Raw genomic sequence first — 21,668 nt, forward strand, 5'->3', positions numbered from 1 at the left:
AAAAAAGACTGACAAAGTCTGTTGTCATCAAATTAAGCGATTAAAACAAAATTGGAGGATTCATAATAATGTTAAACACCGAATATAAAAATTCGTCTTTGAAAATTTTCTCATTGAAAGGTAATGAACCACTTGCAAAAGAAGTTGCAGATCACGTAGGTGTTGAGTTAGGTAAATGTACAGTAAAACGTTTTAGTGACGGTGAAATTCAAATCAATATTGAAGAAAGTATTCGTGGATGTGATGTCTTTATTATTCAACCGACATCTAACCCAGTGAATGTACATTTAATGGAACTACTTATTATGATTGACGCATGTAAACGCGCATCCGCAGCGAATATTTCAATTGTTGTTCCATATTATGGTTATGCACGTCAAGATCGTAAAGCGCGTAGTCGTGAGCCGATTACTGCAAAATTAGTTGCAGATTTATTTGAGACGGCTGGTGCGGACCGCATGATTGCATTAGATTTACATGCGCCTCAAATTCAAGGCTTTTTTGATATTCCAATTGATCATTTAATGGGAGTACCTATTTTAGCAGATTATTTCTTAAAAAATAAAGAAATTGACCCAGAAAAATGCGTTGTCGTTTCACCGGACCATGGTGGGGTGACACGTGCACGTAAATTAGCAGATATTCTTAAAACACCGATTGCCATTATTGACAAACGACGTCCAAAACCTAATGTGGCAGAAGTGATGAACATTGTCGGTGAGATTGAAGGACGCACAGCAATTATTATTGACGATATCATTGATACAGCGGGAACGATTACATTAGCGGCACAAGCATTGAAAGATAAAGGTGCGACGGAAGTATTTGCTTGTTGTACGCATCCTGTCTTATCAGGTCCAGCAAAAGAACGTATCGAAAATTCAGCGATTAAAGAGTTAGTCGTTACAAACTCAATTCAACTTAAAGAAGAACAAAAGCCAAATAACATTACTGAGCTTTCTGTTGCGGAGTTATTGGCGCAAGCGATTATTCGTGTATATGAACGAGAGTCAGTCAGCGTATTGTTCGACTAAAACGTGTTGACTTCTCATAAGGGTTCGTGTAAAATGGGTCTGTTCGTGTGAATGCGGACAAATACACACTTGCAAGCAACTTAGGTTGATGGGCAAGTGCTGCACAAATGTGTGCAATGGAAAGGTGGAAAATGAATATGGCTTCATTAAAGTCTATTATTCGTCAAGGTAAACAAACACGCGGTGATTTACGTAAAATCCGTGAAGCAGGTAAAGTTCCTGCAGTCGTATACGGTTACGGTACAAAAAATGTTTCAGTTAAAGTAGATGAAGTTGAATTCATCAAATTGATTCGTGAAGTGGGACGTAACGGTGTCATCGAATTAGGTGTCGGTTCAAAAGAAATCAAAGTCATGGTTTCAGATTATCAATTTGATCCACTTAAAAACCAAATTACGCATATTGACTTCTTAGCAATCAATATGTCTGAAGCACGTACTGTAGAAGTACCTGTTCATTTAATTGGTGAAGCACCAGGTGCTAAAGAAGGTGGCGTAGTGGAACAACCATTGTTCAACTTAGAAATTACTGCAACACCAGACAGCATCCCTGAATTTGTTGAAGTGGACATCAGCGAATTAAACATCAATGACAGCTTATCTGTAGCAGATGTTAAACTTTCTGGTGACTTCACAATTGAAAACAACGCTGAAGACACAATCGTTTCAGTCGTTGCACCAACAGAAGAGCCAACTGAAGAAGAAATCCAAGCAATGGAAGGCGAATCTACAACAGAAGAGCCTAAAGTTGTGGGCGAAGACTCTGAAGAGGACGCAAAAGAAGAATAAAAATGATGATATCATCATTGAAAAAGAGCTGAAACCTGAGGCGTTTCGGCTCTTTTTCAATGTTTTTTGTCGTGCGCTAATAGGTGAAACCAAGCATCATGTTTTTGGGTGCCATATCTCTGCCTTTATTTATGTTTGCAATCAAAAGTATAAAAATAAAGAATTATAACAAATAAAAAATAATTAAAATAATATTTGTGCTTTTGCATAATATCATTCATATGATGTTAAAGTGAGGTATAACGAGTGATAGCCGTATTTTCACAGGGCTGATGAGATGTGGATAGATCACACAGCTTCCAGTTGCTAAGTTTTGAATTTTCAATCAGTTGAGAAAATAGAGTGCGGCACCACTATAATAGGAGTAGGAGAATTCACCAAGTAACAGGATAAATGTGTTAATATAGGGATATTGAACACAAATGACAATGATAATCGTATCATTAAAAAATAATACGGAGGTCAACGATGAAATGCATTGTAGGTTTAGGTAATGTAGGAAAAAAATATGACGATACGAGACATAATATTGGTTTTGAAGTTATCGATTATCTATTAGAGAAACATCAAATCAAATTAGATAAACAAAAATTTCGTGGTGCGTATACGATAGAACGTGTACAAGGCGAAAAAGTGATGTTTATTGAACCGCTAACGTTTATGAATTTATCGGGTGAGGCGATTGCGCCTCTGATGGATTATTATGATATCAACATTGATGAGCTCCTTGTTTTATACGATGATTTAGATTTACCTCAAGGCCAAGTGCGCTTGCGTCAAAAGGGCAGTGCGGGTGGTCATAATGGAATGAAATCTATCATTCAAATGTTAGGGACAAGTGACTTTAAGCGAATTCGTATCGGCATCGACCGTCCATCAAATGGGATGGCTGTGCGAGATTACGTGTTACAGCGTTTTTCTGCTGAGGAGATGAAAACAATGAATCCAGTCGTTCGTCATGTCGCTCATGCAGTAGAAGCATTTATAGGCAATCAAAAATTTGAAAATGTAATGAATCAATATAATGGTGAGGCTAAGTGAAATCAATAATCAATGAAATGATAAATAGAGACTCAAGATTTAAAGATTTAGCAGCGCAAGTGGGACAATCCAATATGCTTGTGACAGGACTCACGCCCGCGGCAAAAGCAGCAATCATTGCGGAACTGTATCAGTCTGATCATCGTCAAGTTGTCCTAGTTACGAATAACTTATATCAGGTCGACAAATTGGAAGCGGATTTGTTGCAGTTCGTCCTAGATGATGAAGTGTTTAAATATCCTGTGCAAGATATTATGACTGAAGAATTTTCCACTCAAAGCCCGGAATTAATGAGTGAGCGTGTACGTACTTTAACTGCGCTTGCAAATGAACGTCGCGGGTTATTTATCGTCCCTTTAAATGGGTTGAAAAAGTTATTAACCCCTAAAGAGATATGGCGTACACATCAAATGGCATTCGAAGTAGGGGATGACATCGATGTGGATGCCTTTTTAGAAAAATTAGTCAGTATGGGCTATCAACGAGAATCTGTTGTATCTAATATAGGCGAATTTTCATTGCGTGGGGAATCATTGACATCTATCCTTTATTGGGTGAACCGATAAGAATCGAACTATTTGACACAGAAGTGGATTCGATTCGTCAATTTGATATTGAAACACAACGTTCTTTGGAAAATATGACACGTGCGGAGATTACGACGGCACACGATTATGTCATCACTGAATCAGTACGTCAAAATATGATGCATCAATTGAAGTTAGCGTATGAGGACACACGTCCTAAAATTGATAAGTCAGTCCGCCAAGATTTGAAAGAGACATATGAAAGTTTTCAGTTGGTTGAGGAGACCGCTTTTGATCCGCAAATTTTACGCCGTTTAGTGGCATTAATGTATGAAGACACGACAACCATTTTAGATTATTTGAAAGAGAACGCGGTGATTTTGGTGGATGAATATCAGCGCGTGCGTGAGACGGAACAGTCATTAACAATAGAGTCGGAAGAATTTTTACAAAACTTGATTGAAAGTGGTAGAGGTTTTATTGGTCAACGATTCATGGACGATGAGGCGTTCGAACGGATGTTGCAACAATTTAAAGTCACCTTTTTCACATTATTCACTACGTCGATGCCTTTGAAATTAGATGACATCATCAAGTTTTCGTGCAAACCTGTTCAACAATTTTATGGCCAGTACGACATCATGACGTCGGAATTTCAACGTTATATGAAACAAGAAGAACGCATTGTTGTAATGGTAGAAACGGAAACGAAAAAAGAACGCATTCAAGCGATGTTGAGTGAGATGCATGTCCCAACATTAATCGATCCGACGATTGCATCAATGGCAGCAGGGCATGCGGCTATTGTAGAAGGGAGTTTGTCAGAAGGCTTTGAGCTTCCACACATGTCTCTTGTCGTGGTGACGGAACGTGAATTGTTCCAATCTAAACAGAAAAAAACATCTAAAAAGCGACGCAAAATGATTAGCAATGCCGAAAAGATCAAATCTTATCAAGAATTGAATGTGGGTGACTATGTCGTGCATGTTCATCATGGTGTCGGTCGTTATCTTGGTGTAGAGACATTGGCTGTTGGAGATGTCCATCGTGACTACATTAAGATCCAGTACCAAGGGACCGATCAATTGTTTGTGCCAGTTGATCAAATGGAACAAGTACAAAAGTATGTCGGCTCTGAAGATAAAACCCCTAAACTGTACAAATTAGGGGGAAGTGAGTGGAAAAAGACAAAAGCAAAAGTGCAACGTAGTGTCGAGGATATTGCTGATGAATTGATTGCATTATACAAGGAACGCGAACAATCGGTCGGCTATCAATTCGCTCCTGACACAGCCGAACAGCATGCATTTGAAATGGACTTCCCATATGATTTAACGGATGACCAAGCGAAGTCCATCATAGAGATTAAAAGTGATATGGAAAGCCAAAGACCGATGGATCGACTGCTTTGTGGAGATGTTGGTTACGGAAAAACAGAAGTTGCAGTAAGAGCGGCTTTCAAAGCGATCATGTCTGGGAAGCAAGTCGCATTTTTAGTGCCGACTACGATTTTGGCACAACAACACTATGAAACGTTGATTGAAAGAATGCGTGATTTTCCGGTAGAAATTCATTTGATGAGTCGTTTTCGAACGGCAAAAGAAGTTCGTGAGACGAAAGAAGGTTTGAAATCGGGTTTTGTCGACATCGTTGTCGGTACGCATAAATTGCTCGGTAAAACAGTGGAATACAAAGATTTAGGGTTGCTGATTGTCGATGAAGAACAACGTTTTGGTGTGCGTCATAAAGAAAAAATTAAAACATTAAAAGCGAATGTCGATGTTTTAACGTTAACGGCAACACCTATCCCAAGAACGCTGCACATGAGCATGCTGGGCGTTCGAGACTTGTCGGTGATTGAGACCCCACCAGAAAATCGTTTTCCAGTTCAAACTTATGTACTGGAACAAAATAGTAACTTTATTAAAGAGGCGCTCGAACGTGAGTTGGCTCGTGGTGGACAAGTCTTTTATCTATACAATCGTGTGGATTCGATTTATGAAAAACGTGAACAACTTCAAATGTTGATGCCAGATGCAACGATTGGCATTGCACACGGACAGTTGCCAGAGCGGGAACTGGAAGAAACGATGCTGGATTTTATTAATGGCGAATATGATATTTTAGTGACAACGACCATTATTGAAACGGGTGTTGATGTCCCGAATGCTAACACACTCATTATTGAAGATGCAGATCGTTTTGGTTTGAGTCAATTGTATCAGTTGCGTGGGCGTGTCGGTCGTTCCAGTCGAATTGGGTATGCCTATTTTCTACACGCGGCAAATAAAGTATTAAACGAAGTCGCTGAAGAACGTCTACAGGCGATTAAAGAATTTACCGAACTTGGTAGTGGCTTCAAAATTGCGATGCGAGATTTAAATATTCGTGGTGCAGGAAATCTTCTCGGTAAGCAACAACATGGCTTTATTGATTCTGTAGGATTTGATTTGTACTCACAAATGTTGGAAGAAGCAGTGAATGAAAAACGGGGCATAAAAGAAGAAGTGGTCGTCCCTCAATTAGAAATCGATTTAAAATTAGATGCATACTTGCCAGCGTCATATATACGCAACGAACAAGCCAAAATCGAAATCTATAAAAAATTAAGAGCAACAGAGAAAATGGAACAACTGATGGATATTAAAGACGAGTTGCTCGATCGTTTCAATACGTATCCAATCGAAGTCGAACGCTTGTTGGATACGGTAGAAATTAAAGTCCATTTACTACATGTCGGAGTGCAAACAGTGAAAGATACAGGGAAAGCGATAGAAATTTTGCTGACGCCAGCAGGAACGAATGATATCGATGGTGAAGCCCTATTTAAAAATACGTTAGCGCTCGGCCGTGCAATGAAAGTGGGCGTACAAGACGGTTGTATGAAAGTCACTTTAACCAAAGGAAAACAGTGGCTAGACGCACTTAAATTTTTAGCGAAAACATTAGAAGAAAGTTTGAGAATCCCTCATGAAATCTAAATCAGCATTTAATGGGGTCGTCGTGCTCACGTTAGGATTGATCATCGTCAAAATATTAAGTGCGCTTTATCGTGTGCCTTATCAGAATGTATTAGGGGATGAAGGGTTATATGCTTACCAACAAATTTACCCTATTGTTGCATTAGGTGTGGTGTTATCGAGCAATGCCTTACCCAGTGCTTATACACAAATTTTAGGGCATCAGCAGATTTCGAGAACTTATTTATGGCGTTTGAGCCGTCGCTTAACGGGGATAGGTGGAATCATTTGCATTTCGATGCTTATCGGCGCAAAAGGCATCGCTTTGGCTATGGGGGATGTTCACCTCACTCCGATGATTCGGGCAGCTAGCTTTAGTTTCTTATGCATAGGTGCACTAGGACTATTGCGGGGGTATTTTCAATCCAAATACGAAATGCATATGCCAGCGTATTCACAAGTGTTGGAACAAGTTGTCCGCGTCGGTCTGATCGGATGCGTAATCGTGATGTTTATACAGGGGGACTTAACGATCTATCAAGCGGGAACATGGGCGATAGTTGCGTCTACAGCGGGCTTTTTTATCGCAACAATTTTTCTTGGATTTAAGAGCCATCTTCCTGATATCACCATGCCACCTTCAACGGTTGCATGGCGTCGTTTCATCGTTGCGACAGCGATTTTTGCGATCAGTCATTTAATCGTAATTTTGTGGCAAGTCATTGATAGTTTTACCGTTGTCAACATGTTGCGTTATGGAACCGGTCTTACTTTTAGTGAAGCGATTATGCAGAAAGGTATTTTCGATCGTGGCGCTTCATTGATTCAAATGGGGTTGATTGTAACGACGACTTTTTGCTTTGTACTGATTCCGTTATTGACAGACACTAAAAATAAAGGGCAATTCCAACAAATGCATAGTTATGCCAATGCTTCGCTTAAAATGACGATAGTGATAAGCAGTGCGAGTGGAATTGGATTAGTTAACTTGTTGCCGTTATTGAATCGTGTTTTTTTTGAACGGGATGATTTGACGGTGACGTTATCCATTTATATGTTAACCGTTATTTGTGTGTCGCTCATTATGATGTATATTGCGTTGTTAGAAGTTCATGAGCAGTTCACCATGGTGATAAAAGGGTTGATGATTGGATTCATTGCCAAAATGGGTCTGAATGTTTTGTTGATTTCATGGCTTGGCATTTTAGGCGCAAGTATCGCGACTGTGATGTCTTTAGTCGTATTTGTTATTTTCTTACATGCCCGCGTGATGCAGTTTTATCAACTCAAGGCACTTAGAAAATTTTACTTAAAATTGACTCTGGCTTTATGCGTGATGACGGCTAGTGTACAATTAAGTCGTTACCTTATTCCTGATGTCACACGTATCGAAGGACTCATCGCGCTACTTGTTACTGCGGCAGTAGGTGTAGGGAGTATCGTGTTGATGTTGCTTTATCTCAATATATTAAGTGCTGAAGAATGGAGACATTTACCATTTGGAGATAAGGTGATTTCATGGGAGAAAGGAAGGAAATCATGACACAACAACTTACGATTATTGGATTAGGAAATTACGGATTAGATGAATTGCCTGTAAGTCTTTATCGTCTGATTCAACAACAAGACAAGATTTATGTCCGTACACAAGCACATCCGGTCATTGAACAATTAGATGGAATTGAAATTGAAAGCTTTGATGAGGTGTATGAAGCCCATGACACGTTCGAAGCGGTGTATGCAGAAATAACTGAACGACTCATTCAGTCTGCACAACATGAGGATGTGGTGTATGCTGTGCCGGGCCATCCTCGCGTTGCAGAAACAACAACACAATTATTACTTGCAGAAGCACCCAAACATCACATCAACGTAACAGTGTTAGGGGGACGAAGTTTTATCGATGACATCTTTGCAGCGGTAGATGTCGATCCTAATGATGGTTTCACAATGTTAGATGCCACTGCGTTAGATGTGGCAATGCTCAATCCTCGCACGGCGACACTTATTACGCAAGTGTATAGCGATAAGGTCGCTGGAGATTTGAAGTTAAGTTTAATGGAGCGCTATCCCGATGCATTTGAAGTGATGGTCGTAGATGGCGCGCATCAAGCAGGCGCGCACGTCACCCGTTGCCCGATTTATGCACTGGATCATGAGATCAACTATTCAAATTTAACGAGTGTATTTGTCCCTAAACTAGAGGATGCCACTGCCTTTTACGCTGATTTTGATTTTGTCGACCACGTCATTGCCCAATTAGTGGATGATGTACAAGGGTGTCCGTGGGATAAAGTTCAAACCCATCAGTCATTAAAACGCTATTTATTAGAAGAAACGTTCGAATTATTTGAGGCGATTGATCATGAAGATGATTGGCACATGATTGAGGAGTTGGGTGATATTTTGCTACAAGTCTTACTTCATGCGAATATTGGGCGTAAAGAAGGCTTTATGGATACACGTGAGGTTGTCGCGAGTTTGACTGAGAAAATGATTCGACGCCACCCGCACATTTTTGCAGATGCTGATGCAAGCGATGTTGAAGATGTAAAAACGATATGGCAAGCGCAAAAACAAGCAGAAGGTAAAAAAGAACGTGTGAAATTTGAGAAAGTATTTGCGACACATTTCTTAAAACTGTATGATGAAGTCAAAAATAAAGACTTAACGGAAGAAGCCTTATATGCATATTTAGAAAAGGGAGGTTCTCATGAGACTCGATAAATATTTAAAAGTATCGCGTTTGATTAAACGACGTACGCTTGCGAAAGCATTGAGCGATCAAGGGCGTATTGCAATCAATGGCCATACTGCAAAAGCAAGTACAGATGTTAAAGTTGATGATGTATTAGTCATTCAGTTTGGTCAAAAAAATGTTACAGTAAAAGTCACGGGGTTAAGTGAACATGCCACAAAGGAAAATGCAAAAGGAATGTTTGAACTGGTTAAAGAAGAGCGCATCCAGTAAAGGGGATACAAAGAAAGGTGACGCCTCATGAATGAAAAAATTCAAAATATCGGCAATCAGTATACAAGTCAAAAAAATGCCAAGAAAAAGAACCATGAACGCCGAAAAAAGGTCGTTAAAAAACGTGTGTCAGTGTTTGGTGGTATACTGCTAGGCATCATTATTTTGTTGTTAGTGATGTTGGTGCTCCAACTCAAAGGGAATCACGATGCCTCTGTTGAGCGTCAAGCAAAAGAAGAAGAATACCAAAAATTGCAAGACAAAGAGATTGAATTGAAAGAACAACTGAACAATTTAAATGATGAAGCCTACGTCGAGAAAATCGCGAGGGACGAGTACTACCTAAGTAATGACGGTGAAATTATTTTTAAATTACCGAATGATGATAAGCAAAATAAACAATCTAAAAAAGAGTAGTGTGCTTTTAAATATAGAAAAAGATGATATAAAGTCGCATAAAAAAGTCGAATTACAATTTGTCGTTGTGAAAACAGACAAACAAACGTATAATAGAACTATATTGAACTAAAGCGGGAGGATGCATTAAAACAATGTCAATCGAAGTAGGAAGTAAGTTAAAAGGTAAAGTCACTGGTATCAAAAAATTTGGTGCATTCGTGGAATTGCCTGAAGGAAAAAGTGGGCTAGTTCATATTAGTGAAGTAGCGGATAATTATGTAGAGAATGTAGAAGACCATTTATCAGTCGGTGATGAAGTAGAAGTAAAAGTACTATCAATTGCAGATGATGGTAAAATCAGTTTATCAATTAAAAAAGCGAAAGAGCGTCCACGTAAACAAAAACCGGCGCAAAAACCAGAAGACTTTGAGAAGAAACTATCGAACTTTTTGAAAGATAGTGAAGACAAACTTACTTCTATTAAACGTCAGACAGAATCAAGACGTGGTGGCAGAGGTTCACGTCGTTAAGCATTACATGATGACTTAGAGGTTGAGAAACGAAGGCTAACTTTGACTCTCAGCCTCTATTTTAATGTGGGAGTGACAATGAACATGCAACAAAATTGGAAAATGACCGATCATCTTGTACTTGCGGTATCGACAGGGGTAGACAGCATGGTTTTACTGCATCGTTTATTACATGATTATGCAGCAACGTATCGACAGTTGACGTGCTTGCATGTCCATCACGGTTTACGCACGGCGTCAGATGAAGAAGCGGCATTTATTCAAAACTATTGTGAAGCACATCAGATTGCTTGTTATGTGAAACATTTAGATTTGTCTGAGGCAGTTGCACAAAATCGAAGCATACAAAATGATGCAAGAGTCATGCGCTACAAGTGGTTTGATGAAATGATGATGCAACTTCATGCGGATTGTTTGTTAACAGCACACCATCAAGATGATCAAATTGAAACCATTTTTTATCGTTTGTTTACAGGAAAAAGTACGCGGAATCATTTAGGTATTTCTGATGTTGCACATCGGCAGTCCTATACTGTGTTAAGGCCGCTGTTAAATATGACGAAAGCACAAATTCGCGCCTACCAACAGCAACATGACGTGCCTTTTTTTGAAGATCGGTCCAATGCGAGCGACAGTTACGTACGCAATCAGATTAGAAACCGCTTATTGCCTTATATCGCATCGAATCAACAGCTACAACCTCAGCATTTATTAAGATTAAAAGCGTTTCACGACGAAGCGTTGAATTTGATGGAACGTGAAGTAGACGCATTTATTACATCATTTGTGACAAGAAACGCACATTCTACCATCTTGGAGAGAAACGCTTTTAACGCACTCACGCCACATGTTAAAATGTTGACTTTGGATAGATTGTTGCATGAATATGAGGATAGCGTTACGATGAGTGCACATACGTACGAAGATTGGTTCCAAAAGTTAGCGAGTCCAATTGCGCAAACCGAGCTGTTGCATACAAACCAATGGCAAGCGGATATTGTGTATGATAAATTAGTAATAATGGCGCCGCTACAACCGCATCACACACTGCATACAATGCAAGTCACAGATGCAGGTCATTACCGTTTTGGACTTTATGACGTTCAGTTGACGGCTACACCAGATGTAGCTTTACCTTTGTTACGGATTCGGACGCGCCAACAAGGTGATCGCGTGCCGTGGCTTCACGGCCATCATAAAAAAGTATCGCGACTCATGATTGATGAGAAAGTGCCTGCATACTTGAGGGCGCAGATGCCTATTGTCGAAACGATGGAAGGCGATATTTTAGCGGTAGGTCCCTTGTTTATTCAGCAAAAATTTAGAAATGTAATCAAGATACAGTTTATGGGAGATGACATACATGGAAAATGATTTGAAAGCAGTGTTATTAACTGAGGACGACATCCAGGAAATTTGTCATAAATTAGGTCAACAAATCACAGAGGATTATCGAGGGAAAACGTTGTTCTGTGTAGGGATTTTAAAAGGGTCCGTTTTATTTATGACAGATTTGATTAAGCGGATTGATTTGCCATTAGCGATTGATTTTATGGATGTTTCAAGTTACCACGGGGGAACAGAGTCGACAGGTGAAGTTCAAATTTTAAAGGATTTGAGTGCGTCTATTGAAAATAAAGATGTGCTCATTATTGAAGATATCCTTGAGACGGGAACAACATTAAAATCTATTACAGAGCTGCTACAATCTCGTCGCGTACGTTCTTTAGAAATCGTCACATTATTGGATAAACCGAATCGACGTAAAGCAGATATTGAGGCCAAATATGTCGGTAAGAAAATTCCTGATGAGTTTGTCATCGGATACGGTTTAGATTATCAAGAGAAATATCGTAATTTGCCTTATATTGGAACACTGAAGCCAGAAATATACGCCGATTAATCGGTATACATTGAATCTGATTCAGGTGTTTTCGTCAATGCGATGGAGGCGCCTACAGTGGAATCCATATGAATGCGGCATGTTGCAAGAATCGATAAAAGTCAATTACTAGCCATGTATGTAACAATTATGGTAAAATTTTTATTAGTTTTATATTTGAAGTAGGAGGAAACGACGCATGCAGAAAGCTTTTCGTAATGTGCTGTTTATAGCCATTGTCGGCGTTGTTATCTTTGGGTTGTTTTCATGGATTAATGGGAATGGCAACGTACCTAAAGAGTTAACTTATACGCAGTTTATGCAAAAATTAGATGATGGAGAATTGAAATCTTTAGAAATTCAACCCGAAAATAATGTGTATAAAGTGAGTGGTAAGTTAAAGAATAATGACGATTATGCATCAACAATTCTGTTCAATGATGATCAAGAGTTGAATAAAGTTACCAAAACAGCCAAAGAACAAAATGGATTAGAATTTACAGTTAAAGAAGAAGAGGGGCAGAGTGTATTTGTAAGTATTATTTCTACATTAATTCCTGTCTTAGTCATTGCTTTACTCTTTATCTTCTTCCTTAGTCAGGCTCAAGGTGGTGGCGGTGGCGGTCGTATGATGAACTTTGGTAAATCCAAAGCCAAGATGTACGATAGTCAAAAAGGTCGCGTCCGTTTCACAGATGTAGCCGGAGCAGATGAAGAGAAGCAAGAACTCATTGAAATTGTCGATTTCCTAAAAGACAATAAAAAATTCAAGCAAATGGGATCTCGTATTCCGAAAGGGGTCTTGTTGGTTGGACCACCAGGGACAGGGAAAACCTTACTTGCACGTGCTGTTGCAGGTGAAGCCGGTGTGCCATTTTTCTCAATCAGTGGTTCAGACTTTGTTGAAATGTTTGTCGGTGTTGGTGCGAGCCGTGTCCGTGATTTATTCGAAAATGCGAAGAAAAATGCGCCGTGTATCATTTTTATAGATGAGATCGATGCTGTAGGTCGCCAGCGTGGTGCGGGTGTCGGTGGCGGTCATGATGAACGTGAGCAAACATTGAACCAACTTCTTGTAGAGATGGATGGTTTTGGTGAAAATGAAGGTATTATCATGATTGCTGCAACGAACCGTCCAGACATCTTGGACCCTGCCTTATTACGTCCAGGTCGATTTGACCGTCAAATTCAAGTTGGACGTCCAGATGTGACAGGTCGTGAAGCAATTTTACATGTTCATGCTAAAAATAAACCTTTAGATGAGACAATAGACCTTAAAGCGATTGCACAACGTACGCCTGGTTTCTCAGGTGCCGATTTGGAAAACTTATTAAACGAAGCGTCATTAATTGCAGCGCGTAGTGGTAAGAAAAAAATCGACATGCGTGATATTGAAGAAGCAACCGATCGTGTCATTGCCGGTCCAGCTAAAAAATCTCGTGTTATTTCTGACAAAGAACGTAACATTGTCGCTCATCACGAAGCAGGTCATACGATTATTGGTATGGTGCTTGATGAAGCAGAAGTGGTACACAAAGTGACGATTGTTCCACGAGGTCAAGCCGGCGGTTACGCAATGATGTTGCCGAAACAAGATCGTTTCTTAATGACAGAGCCAGAATTGCTCGATAAAATTTGTGGCTTGCTTGGTGGACGTGTTGCAGAAGATATCATCTTTAATGAAGTGTCGACAGGTGCTTCGAATGACTTTGAGCGTGCGACACAAATTGCACGTGATATGGTGACGAAATACGGTATGAGTAAAAAACTTGGACCGTTACAATTTTCACATGGTGGCGGACAAGTCTTTTTAGGTAAAGATATGTCTGGTGAGCCGGAATATTCTGGTCAAATCGCATTTGAAATTGATAAAGAAGTACAACGTATCGTCAAAGAACAATATGAACGTTGTAAACAAATCTTATTGGAACATGAATCACAATTACGATTAATTGCAGAGACACTATTAACAGAAGAAACATTAGTTGCTGAACAAATTCAGTCATTATTCCATGAAGGGCATTTGCCAGAAGTGAATTATGATGAAGCTAAAGTGGTGAATCATTCAGAAAATGAAGCATTTAAAGATGGCAAATTTGGTAAGTCTTATGATGACATTCGACGCGAGCAAGAAGCGTTGACAGAACGTGCAAACCGTGGTCAATCTGAACGTCGTCAGGAGGCACCATCGAAAGATGATTCGTCTGAAGGGCATGAAGAATCAAAACAAGAGGAACAAAATGATACAACAGGTTTTGAGCAAGGGCCAAACATTGAACGCCCAGGTGACGACCCATCACCACGTCAATAGGCATTGAGCAAAAGGACTTTTCTTGAAAGTAATCGACTTTTAGGAAAGGTCCTTTTCTCATGGAATGTTAGGCATCACCGATCACGTCACTAACGTGTAAACGCTAAAAACCGCGATGACTCAATTGTGCCAATCGTATGCAAGGCATTTTAGTTGAGTCCGCATTAACTAACGCGTATGATGATGCAAAGTAGAGAACGCATAGATGGAACTTCAAAATCTTTGCTATCCATCAATATGATTACTTTAAGGGATTTTAAGGAGTGAGCTAGAAAAATGACACATGATTATTTAGTGAAAGCACTCGCCTTTAATGGCGAAATTCGCGCATATAGCGTCAATTCAACCGAAACGATTCAGGAAGCGCAAACAAGGCACTACACATGGCCGACAGCCTCTGCAGCATTAGGTAGAACGATGACAGCCACTGTGATGATGGGTGCCATGTTAAAAGGAGACCAAAAGTTAACAGTGACAGTTGATGGCGATGGTCCTATTGGAAGAATTATTGCAGACGCAGATGCGACAGGTAAAGTACGCGGCTATGTCACACAGCCACAAACACACTTCCCATTAAACGAACAAGGCAAACTCGATGTGCGACGGGCGGTAGGAACAAGCGGTGCCATCAACGTAGTCAAAGACATTGGCCTACGTGATTACTATACGGGAAGTAGCCCTATTATTTCTGGGGAGCTAGGCGAGGATTTTACGTACTATTTTGCCAACAGCGAACAAGTGCCTTCATCAGTAGGGGTGGGGGTTTTAGTGAATCCGGACAACTCAATTAAAGCGGCTGGAGGATTTGTGATTCAAGTGATGCCAGGGGCTAAAGAAGAAACGATTGATCGTTTGGAAGCGGCAATTAAGTCGATGAAACCAGTATCTACTTTAATTGCAGAAGGACTGACGCCAGAAGAAATGTTGCAAACGATTTTAGGCGAAGAGAACGTGACAGTTTTAGAAACGATGCCCGTCGCATTTGAATGTCAATGTAGCTATGACAAGTTTTTAAATGCAATCAAAGGTTTAGGGGAAGCAGAGATTGAAGATATGATCGCAAAAGATCACGGTGCAGAAGCGGAATGTCATTTCTGTCGCTCACGTTATCATTTTTCTGAAGAGGCGCTTCAATCCTTGCTGACTGAAACGACATCTTAAAAGGATTGCGTGTATGGGGCGGTCATGACGATTTATGATGTTTTTGTTGATATTAAGAAACAAAAATATAGGATTAAGATTAGTGATTTACTTTTGTTGACATATAAATAGTGGTACACTTAAGATATCCGATACAAAAACTATGTGTTATCAAAATATATGAAAAGTGAGGCTGATGATGATGGTCAGAAAACCCGTAGAGAACATTACTGAAATAATTGGTCAAACCCCCGTAGTCAAGTTACGTCACCAAGCAGGTGAAGATGCAGCAGATATCTATGTGAAATTGGAATATCAAAATCCAGGAGGTTCAGTTAAAGATCGTATTGCATTGGCGATGATTGAACAAGCTGAAAAAGATGGAAAAATCAAGCCGGGCGATACGATTGTTGAGCCTACATCAGGTAACACAGGAATTGGGCTTGCGTTTGTATGTGCGGCGAAAGGCTACAAAGCGGTATTCACTATGCCTGAAACAATGAGTATGGAACGTCGCAACTTATTAAAAGCGTATGGTGCGGAATTAGTGCTCACACCTGGAGCAGAAGCGATGAAAGGTGCCATTAAAAAAGCAAAAGAACTCAAAGAGAAATACGGTTATTTTGAGCCACAACAATTCGAAAACCCTGCCAATCCACGCGTGCATGAATTGACGACAGGTCCAGAACTCGTCGAACAATTCAAAGGCCGTACCATCGATGCCTTTTTAGCAGGTGTTGGTACAGGGGGGACGCTTTCTGGTGCAGGTAAAGTCTTGAAAGAAAAGTATCCAGAGATTCAAATTGTAGCGATTGAGCCAGAAGATTCGCCGGTACTTAGTGGTGGTGAACCAGGACCGCATAAATTGCAAGGTTTAGGTGCTGGATTTATTCCGGGTACATTGAACACAGAGATTTATGATGAAATCATTAAAGTCGGTAACGAGGTTGCGATGGAAACATCACGTCGTGTAGCAAAAGAAGAAGGGATTCTCGGTGGTATTTCTTCAGGTGCTGCAATTTATGCTGCGATTCAAAAAGCAAAAGAATTAGGTAAAGGTAAGACGGTTGTAACAGTCTTGCCAAGTAATGGTGAGCGTTACTTATCAACGCCATTGTACAACTTCGAGTAAATGTGATAAAGATTGAGAAAAAGCAGGATTGTGAAAGGAATTTCGCAGTCCGGCTTTTTCAATTTATAGAGAGATTTAAGCCAACGCCGATACATTTGAGGCGAGCGCGTTCGTCTACGGTCTAGAGCTGCTCGCCATATGTCTTTTGAGTTGAAACGTATTTTAATCCATGTGTCTCGTATTCTCAAATGCGTCATAGGGCAAATCACTCAATATGTGTCCTCTTAATACCTTATTGAATGAAATTTGTTATAATATAGCTATTCTATAGTGGATGTGTAGGGGAAATGAAATGGAAAGGAAGACGATACATGCCACAAACACAAATTATGGGTATTTTAAATGTCACACCTGATTCATTTTCAGACGGCGGCCAATTTAATGAAGTGACGAAAGCAGTTGCGCATGCGACACAAATGGTTGAACAAGGTGCACATATTATTGATGTCGGGGGTGTGTCAACACGCCCTGGTCATGAAGAAGTAACAGTAGAAGAAGAGTTGGCACGGGTTATTCCGGTGGTCAGAGCGCTTCAACATTTAAATGTCACGATTTCTGTAGATACTTTTCGCAGTGAAGTGGCAGAAGCGGCACTTGAAGCAGGGGCGAGAATGATTAATGATCAGTGGGCAGGTCTCTATGATCCACGCATATTTGAAGTCGTTGCACGTTACGATGCGGAATTGATTTTAATGCATAACGGTGACGGTACGCGGGATATGCCCGTCATGGATGAGATGCTTGTATTATTGTTAAAGCAAGCAACTAAAGCAATACGGGCTGGGGTTGCACAATCACGAATTTGGTTAGATCCCGGCATCGGATTTGCTAAAACTCGTGAAGAAGAACAAGAAGCGATGTCTCGATTGGATGAATTGGTGGCAACAGGGTATAAAGTCCTATTGGCAACAAGTCGTAAGCGTTTCATCAAATGGTTGCTCGGTGGAGATAATAAAATTGATGAGCGCGATGAAGCTACCGCAGCCACAACTGCATACGGCATTATGAAAGGCGTACATGGCGTGCGTGTCCATAATGTCTTAATGAATGCACGTCTCGCGCGAGCAATGGATGCATTGAAAGGATACGAAGATGAAAGATAAAATATTTTTACAAGGACTCGAATTTTACGCTTATCACGGTGCACTTGCTGCTGAAAATGAAATTGGACAAATTTTTACGGTTGATGTTGAAATGAAAGTCGATTTACGTGAAGCTGGGAAATCAGATCGTGTAGAGGATACCGTACATTATGGTGAAGTTTATGAAGATATCAAAGCAATCATGCACGATGCAGCAGTTCAATTGTTGGAACATCTCGCGGAACGTATTGCAATACGTATAAATTCACACTATAATCGTGTAATGGAAACGAAAGTGAGAATCACAAAAAAAAATCCGCCTATTCCTGGTCATTATGAAGGGGTCGGTGTAGAGATTGTGAGGGTGAGTCATCATGATTGATGCATATTTAGGTTTAGGAAGTAATATCGGTGATCGTGAAGCACAGTTGAAACAAGCCGTTGCGTTATTAGACGCGCACGATGCAATTCATGTTGTCTCAGTGTCTCCCGTTTACGAAACCAAACCGGTGGGCTATACAGAACAACCTGATTTTTTGAATTTATGTGTACACATTCAAACAGAACTGCCCGCTCATGCATTACTTGAAGTCGCCTTGAAAACGGAGGCCGAATTACATCGCGTACGCAAAGAGCGATGGGGCCCGCGTACGATGGATATCGATATTTTGTTGTACGGTGATGCAATGATTGAAGACGAAGATTTAATCGTTCCACATCCACGCATGACTGAACGTGCTTTTGTCATGATTCCATTGAATGACATCGCTACAAACGTCATTGAACCGCATTCAGGCCAAACCATTCAACAACTCGTCCCACATGATGATACAGTAGTGAAATATAAAGAAACATTATGATGAAACAAAGTGACTGACTTTGAAAACATTGGAGGAATTTTGAAATGTGGAAAATTGGAGACGTTGAAATTGAAAACAGAGTCGTCCTTGCACCGATGGCAGGGGTATGTAACTCTGCGTTTCGACTCACCGTTAAAGAGTTCGGTGCAGGGCTCGTATGTGCTGAAATGGTGAGTGACAAAGCGATTCTATTCAACAACCCGAAAACAATGAAAATGCTTTATATAGATGAAAATGAGCGCCCGTTATCACTGCAAATTTTCGGAGGAGAAAAAGAGACGTTGGTTGAAGCAGCTGAATACGTCGATAAAAATACAACAGCGGACATTATTGATATTAACATGGGGTGTCCGGTTTCAAAAATTATTAAATGTGAAGCGGGTGCCCGCTGGTTACTCGATCCGAACAAGATCTATGAAATGGTATCAGCTGTGACAGAACGTGTGAGTAAGCCTGTCACATGCAAGATGCGCATTGGTTGGGATGAAAATCACATTTTTGCAGTTGAAAATGCAAAAGCAGCTGAACGTGCAGGTGCTGCGGCGATTTCGCTACATGGCCGGACACGTGTACAAATGTATGAAGGTAAGGCGGATTGGGATATCATTCGTCAAGTGAAGGAAGCTGTGAATATTCCAGTCATTGGTAACGGTGATGTAACGAGCCCTGAACTTGCTGAAAAGATGCTGCGAGAAACAGGGGTCGATGCGGTCATGATTGGACGCGAGGCATTAGGTAATCCATGGATGATTTATCGTACGGTTCATTATTTAGAAACTGGTGAACTGATAGACGAACTACAGATTGATGAAAAAATTGAAATTGCATTACTACATTTGAATCGCCTTGTTGATTTAAAAGGCGAGAAAGTCGGCGTCATGGAAATGAGAAAACATGCGTCTTGGTACTTGAAAGGTGTCAGAGGAAATGGCACAGCACGTAAAGCGTTAAATCAGGCAGAAACTTTAGCGGAAATGACTGAAATTTTAACGCAATTTCGTGATGAACGAATGGAAAAGCAAAAACTAGAAGTATAGGAAATGAAAAGGAGAGTTAAGGATGACTGAAGAAATGAATGACCAAATGCTGGTCCGTCGACAAAAATTACAAGAGTTGAGAGATTTAGGCATTGACCCATTTGGTGAAAAATTTGTACGTACGGGGAATGCAGAAGCTTTAAAAGCTGAATGGGACGCATACACAAAAGAAGAACTTGCTGATAAAGAAGCGGAAAGTCATACGGTGATTGCAGGTCGTATTATGACAAAACGTGGTAAAGGTAAAGCGGGATTTGCACACATTAAAGATTTATCAGGTCAAATCCAAATTTACGTCCGCAAAGATCAAGTCGGTGATGACGCTTTTAATATTTGGTCAAGTGCCGATTTAGGCGATATTGTCGGCGTCGAAGGGGTTATGTTTAAGACAAATACAGGCGAGTTATCCGTTAAAGCAAAGGCATTCAAACTTCTTTCTAAAGCATTGCGCCCGTTACCGGATAAGCATCATGGCTTACAGGATATTGAGCAACGCTACCGCCAACGCTACCTTGACTTAATTACGAACGAAGAAAGTACACAAACATTTATCAATCGTAGTCGCATTCTTCAAGAGATGCGCACATATCTGAACGAAAAAGGCTTTTTAGAAGTTGAAACGCCAATGATGCACCAAATTGCAGGTGGCGCAGCGGCACGTCCGTTCGTCACACATCACAATGCTTTAGATGCCACACTCTATATGCGTATTGCGATCGAATTGCATCTGAAACGACTCATCGTCGGGGGCTTGGAGAAAGTTTATGAAATTGGACGTGTCTTCCGTAATGAAGGTGTATCGACGCGACATAATCCAGAGTTTACGATGATTGAATTGTATGAAGCTTATGCGGATTACAAAGATATCATGGCGTTAACAGAAGCGCTTGTTGCACATATTGCGCGTCGTGTCCTAGGCACAACGACAGTTCAATATGGTGATGCAACCATTGATTTAGAGCCGCAATGGCGCAGATTGCATATGGTCGATGCTGTTAAAGAAGTCACAGGGGTCGATTTTTATGAAGTGAAGTCTGACGAAGAAGCGCATGAATTGGCAAAAGCACACGGTATTGAGGTCGATGGCAACATGAAGTATGGTCATGTTTTAAATGAATTCTTTGAACAAAAAGTCGAAGAAACATTAATTCAACCGACATTTATCTATGGTCATCCCATTGAAATTTCTCCGTTAGCTAAGAAAAATCCTGAAGATCCACGTTTTACAGATCGATTTGAGTTATTTATTGTGGGTCGTGAACATGCGAATGCATTTACAGAGTTGAATGACCCAATTGATCAACGTGCACGTTTTGAAGCACAATTAATTGAAAAAGAACAAGGCAATGACGAGGCACATGAAATGGATGAAGATTTCATTGAAGCATTGGAATATGGGATGCCTCCAACTGGTGGACTCGGTATTGGTGTCGACCGTTTAGTGATGCTATTAACGAACTCACCTTCTATTCGTGATGTCTTATTATTCCCGTATATGCGTCAAAAATAAATTGTCGCGTTCTAATGATAGAAACATATGATTCACGCATGAATGAATGATAATTTTAATAAACGTAAACCGTACGCATGATGTAGGGTTTACGTTTATTAAATAACGACGAAAAGTATTAACGACTCGGATGAGATTTTGAAAGGGGATTGAAAGAAGTAGCACACGCATTTTGCAGATGCTTAACGAAATTTGTAGACGAATATCGGTATCGCATGCGTGTTATTCAATCAGTGTTCCGCTTGAGTATGACGGTACATGAAAGAGACAATTTTTATTGTTCTGATTTCTACAGACGTTTGATTCAAGAAATCATCGGAGCGATGCATGAGGTTGATTTTCCAATTCCAACACGAAGATAAGAGGTTGTTGATGCAGTCGAAGAATAACAATATGAAGCTTTGAACAGAGGATAATAAATAAATATAAAAAACACTAAAAAATCAGTTGACTTTGTTGATAGA

Annotated in this window: 18 protein-coding genes and 1 pseudogene; all 19 read left to right on the forward strand. The window is 40.2% G+C overall.

The window, feature by feature from the left end:
* Positions 1-68 precede the first annotated feature (68 nt).
* The 19 genes and pseudogenes from B5P37_RS06800 to lysS all read left to right on the forward strand — a co-directional run bounded on the left by B5P37_RS06800 (position 69) and on the right by lysS (position 21,204).
* Entirely contained in the window at positions 69-1,034 is a 966-nt protein-coding gene (locus B5P37_RS06800; protein WP_085237518.1) for a ribose-phosphate diphosphokinase, read from the forward strand.
* A gap of 137 nt (positions 1,035-1,171) precedes the next feature.
* Positions 1,172-1,822 (forward strand): 50S ribosomal protein L25/general stress protein Ctc, encoded by a 651-nt coding sequence (locus tag B5P37_RS06805; RefSeq protein ID WP_085237519.1) that lies wholly within the window; start codon positions 1,172-1,174, stop codon positions 1,820-1,822.
* Positions 1,823-2,290: 468 nt separating this feature from the next.
* The gene (pth, locus tag B5P37_RS06810; RefSeq protein WP_085237520.1) at positions 2,291-2,863 is read left to right on the forward strand and encodes an aminoacyl-tRNA hydrolase; all 573 of its coding nucleotides are present in this window, start codon (positions 2,291-2,293) and stop codon (positions 2,861-2,863) included.
* A gap of 17 nt (positions 2,864-2,880) precedes the next feature.
* Positions 2,881-6,371, forward strand: a pseudogene (mfd, locus tag B5P37_RS06815) (transcription-repair coupling factor).
* Positions 6,361-7,893 (forward strand): polysaccharide biosynthesis protein, encoded by a 1,533-nt coding sequence (locus B5P37_RS06820; RefSeq protein ID WP_085237521.1) that lies wholly within the window; start codon positions 6,361-6,363, stop codon positions 7,891-7,893. Before mfd ends, B5P37_RS06820 begins: the two are co-directional and overlap by 11 nt.
* On the forward strand, positions 7,890-9,077 hold the full coding sequence (locus B5P37_RS06825; RefSeq protein WP_085237522.1) for a MazG nucleotide pyrophosphohydrolase domain-containing protein: 1,188 nt from the start codon (positions 7,890-7,892) through the stop codon (positions 9,075-9,077). Before B5P37_RS06820 ends, B5P37_RS06825 begins: the two co-directional genes overlap by 4 nt.
* Positions 9,064-9,321 (forward strand): RNA-binding S4 domain-containing protein, encoded by a 258-nt coding sequence (locus B5P37_RS06830; RefSeq protein ID WP_085237523.1) that lies wholly within the window; start codon positions 9,064-9,066, stop codon positions 9,319-9,321. Before B5P37_RS06825 ends, B5P37_RS06830 begins: the two co-directional genes overlap by 14 nt.
* A 27-nt stretch (positions 9,322-9,348) precedes the next feature.
* Positions 9,349-9,738 (forward strand): FtsB family cell division protein, encoded by a 390-nt coding sequence (locus tag B5P37_RS06835; protein ID WP_085237524.1) that lies wholly within the window; start codon positions 9,349-9,351, stop codon positions 9,736-9,738.
* A gap of 134 nt (positions 9,739-9,872) precedes the next feature.
* Positions 9,873-10,250, forward strand: coding sequence for a S1 domain-containing RNA-binding protein (locus B5P37_RS06840; protein ID WP_085237525.1), 378 nt, complete (start codon positions 9,873-9,875; stop codon positions 10,248-10,250).
* 84 nt (positions 10,251-10,334) lie between these two features.
* Positions 10,335-11,624 (forward strand): tRNA lysidine(34) synthetase TilS, encoded by a 1,290-nt coding sequence (gene tilS / locus B5P37_RS06845; protein WP_085237526.1) that lies wholly within the window; start codon positions 10,335-10,337, stop codon positions 11,622-11,624.
* Positions 11,614-12,153: a hypoxanthine phosphoribosyltransferase gene (gene hpt, locus B5P37_RS06850; protein WP_085237527.1), complete on the forward strand. Its 540-nt coding sequence runs from the start codon at positions 11,614-11,616 to the stop codon at positions 12,151-12,153. Before tilS ends, hpt begins: the two co-directional genes overlap by 11 nt.
* A 178-nt stretch (positions 12,154-12,331) precedes the next feature.
* Positions 12,332-14,443 (forward strand): ATP-dependent zinc metalloprotease FtsH, encoded by a 2,112-nt coding sequence (ftsH, locus tag B5P37_RS06855; protein ID WP_085237528.1) that lies wholly within the window; start codon positions 12,332-12,334, stop codon positions 14,441-14,443.
* 276 nt (positions 14,444-14,719) lie between these two features.
* Positions 14,720-15,604, forward strand: a complete 885-nt coding sequence (gene hslO, locus B5P37_RS06860) for an Hsp33 family molecular chaperone HslO (protein WP_085237529.1) — start codon at positions 14,720-14,722, stop codon at positions 15,602-15,604.
* A 181-nt stretch (positions 15,605-15,785) separates the two neighbouring features.
* On the forward strand, positions 15,786-16,715 hold the full coding sequence (gene cysK, locus B5P37_RS06865; RefSeq protein ID WP_085238438.1) for a cysteine synthase A: 930 nt from the start codon (positions 15,786-15,788) through the stop codon (positions 16,713-16,715).
* 311 nt (positions 16,716-17,026) lie between these two features.
* On the forward strand, positions 17,027-17,818 hold the full coding sequence (gene folP / locus B5P37_RS06870; RefSeq protein ID WP_085237530.1) for a dihydropteroate synthase: 792 nt from the start codon (positions 17,027-17,029) through the stop codon (positions 17,816-17,818).
* Positions 17,808-18,179 (forward strand): dihydroneopterin aldolase, encoded by a 372-nt coding sequence (gene folB / locus B5P37_RS06875; RefSeq protein ID WP_085237531.1) that lies wholly within the window; start codon positions 17,808-17,810, stop codon positions 18,177-18,179. Before folP ends, folB begins: the two co-directional genes overlap by 11 nt.
* On the forward strand, positions 18,172-18,657 hold the full coding sequence (gene folK, locus B5P37_RS06880; RefSeq protein ID WP_085237532.1) for a 2-amino-4-hydroxy-6-hydroxymethyldihydropteridine diphosphokinase: 486 nt from the start codon (positions 18,172-18,174) through the stop codon (positions 18,655-18,657). The genes folB and folK overlap by 8 nt, the downstream gene beginning before the upstream one ends.
* 44 nt (positions 18,658-18,701) lie before the next feature.
* Positions 18,702-19,694 carry a tRNA dihydrouridine synthase DusB gene (gene dusB / locus B5P37_RS06885; RefSeq protein WP_085237533.1) on the forward strand — a complete coding sequence of 331 codons (993 nt, stop codon included), beginning with the start codon at positions 18,702-18,704 and terminating at the stop codon, positions 19,692-19,694.
* A gap of 22 nt (positions 19,695-19,716) precedes the next feature.
* Complete coding sequence (lysS, locus tag B5P37_RS06890; protein WP_085237534.1) at positions 19,717-21,204, forward strand: lysine--tRNA ligase; 1,488 nt, start codon at positions 19,717-19,719, stop codon at positions 21,202-21,204.
* The last annotated feature ends 464 nt before the right edge of the window (positions 21,205-21,668 follow it).

The sequence above is a fragment of the Staphylococcus lutrae genome, from assembly GCF_002101335.1.
Taxonomy (GTDB): domain Bacteria; phylum Bacillota; class Bacilli; order Staphylococcales; family Staphylococcaceae; genus Staphylococcus; species Staphylococcus lutrae.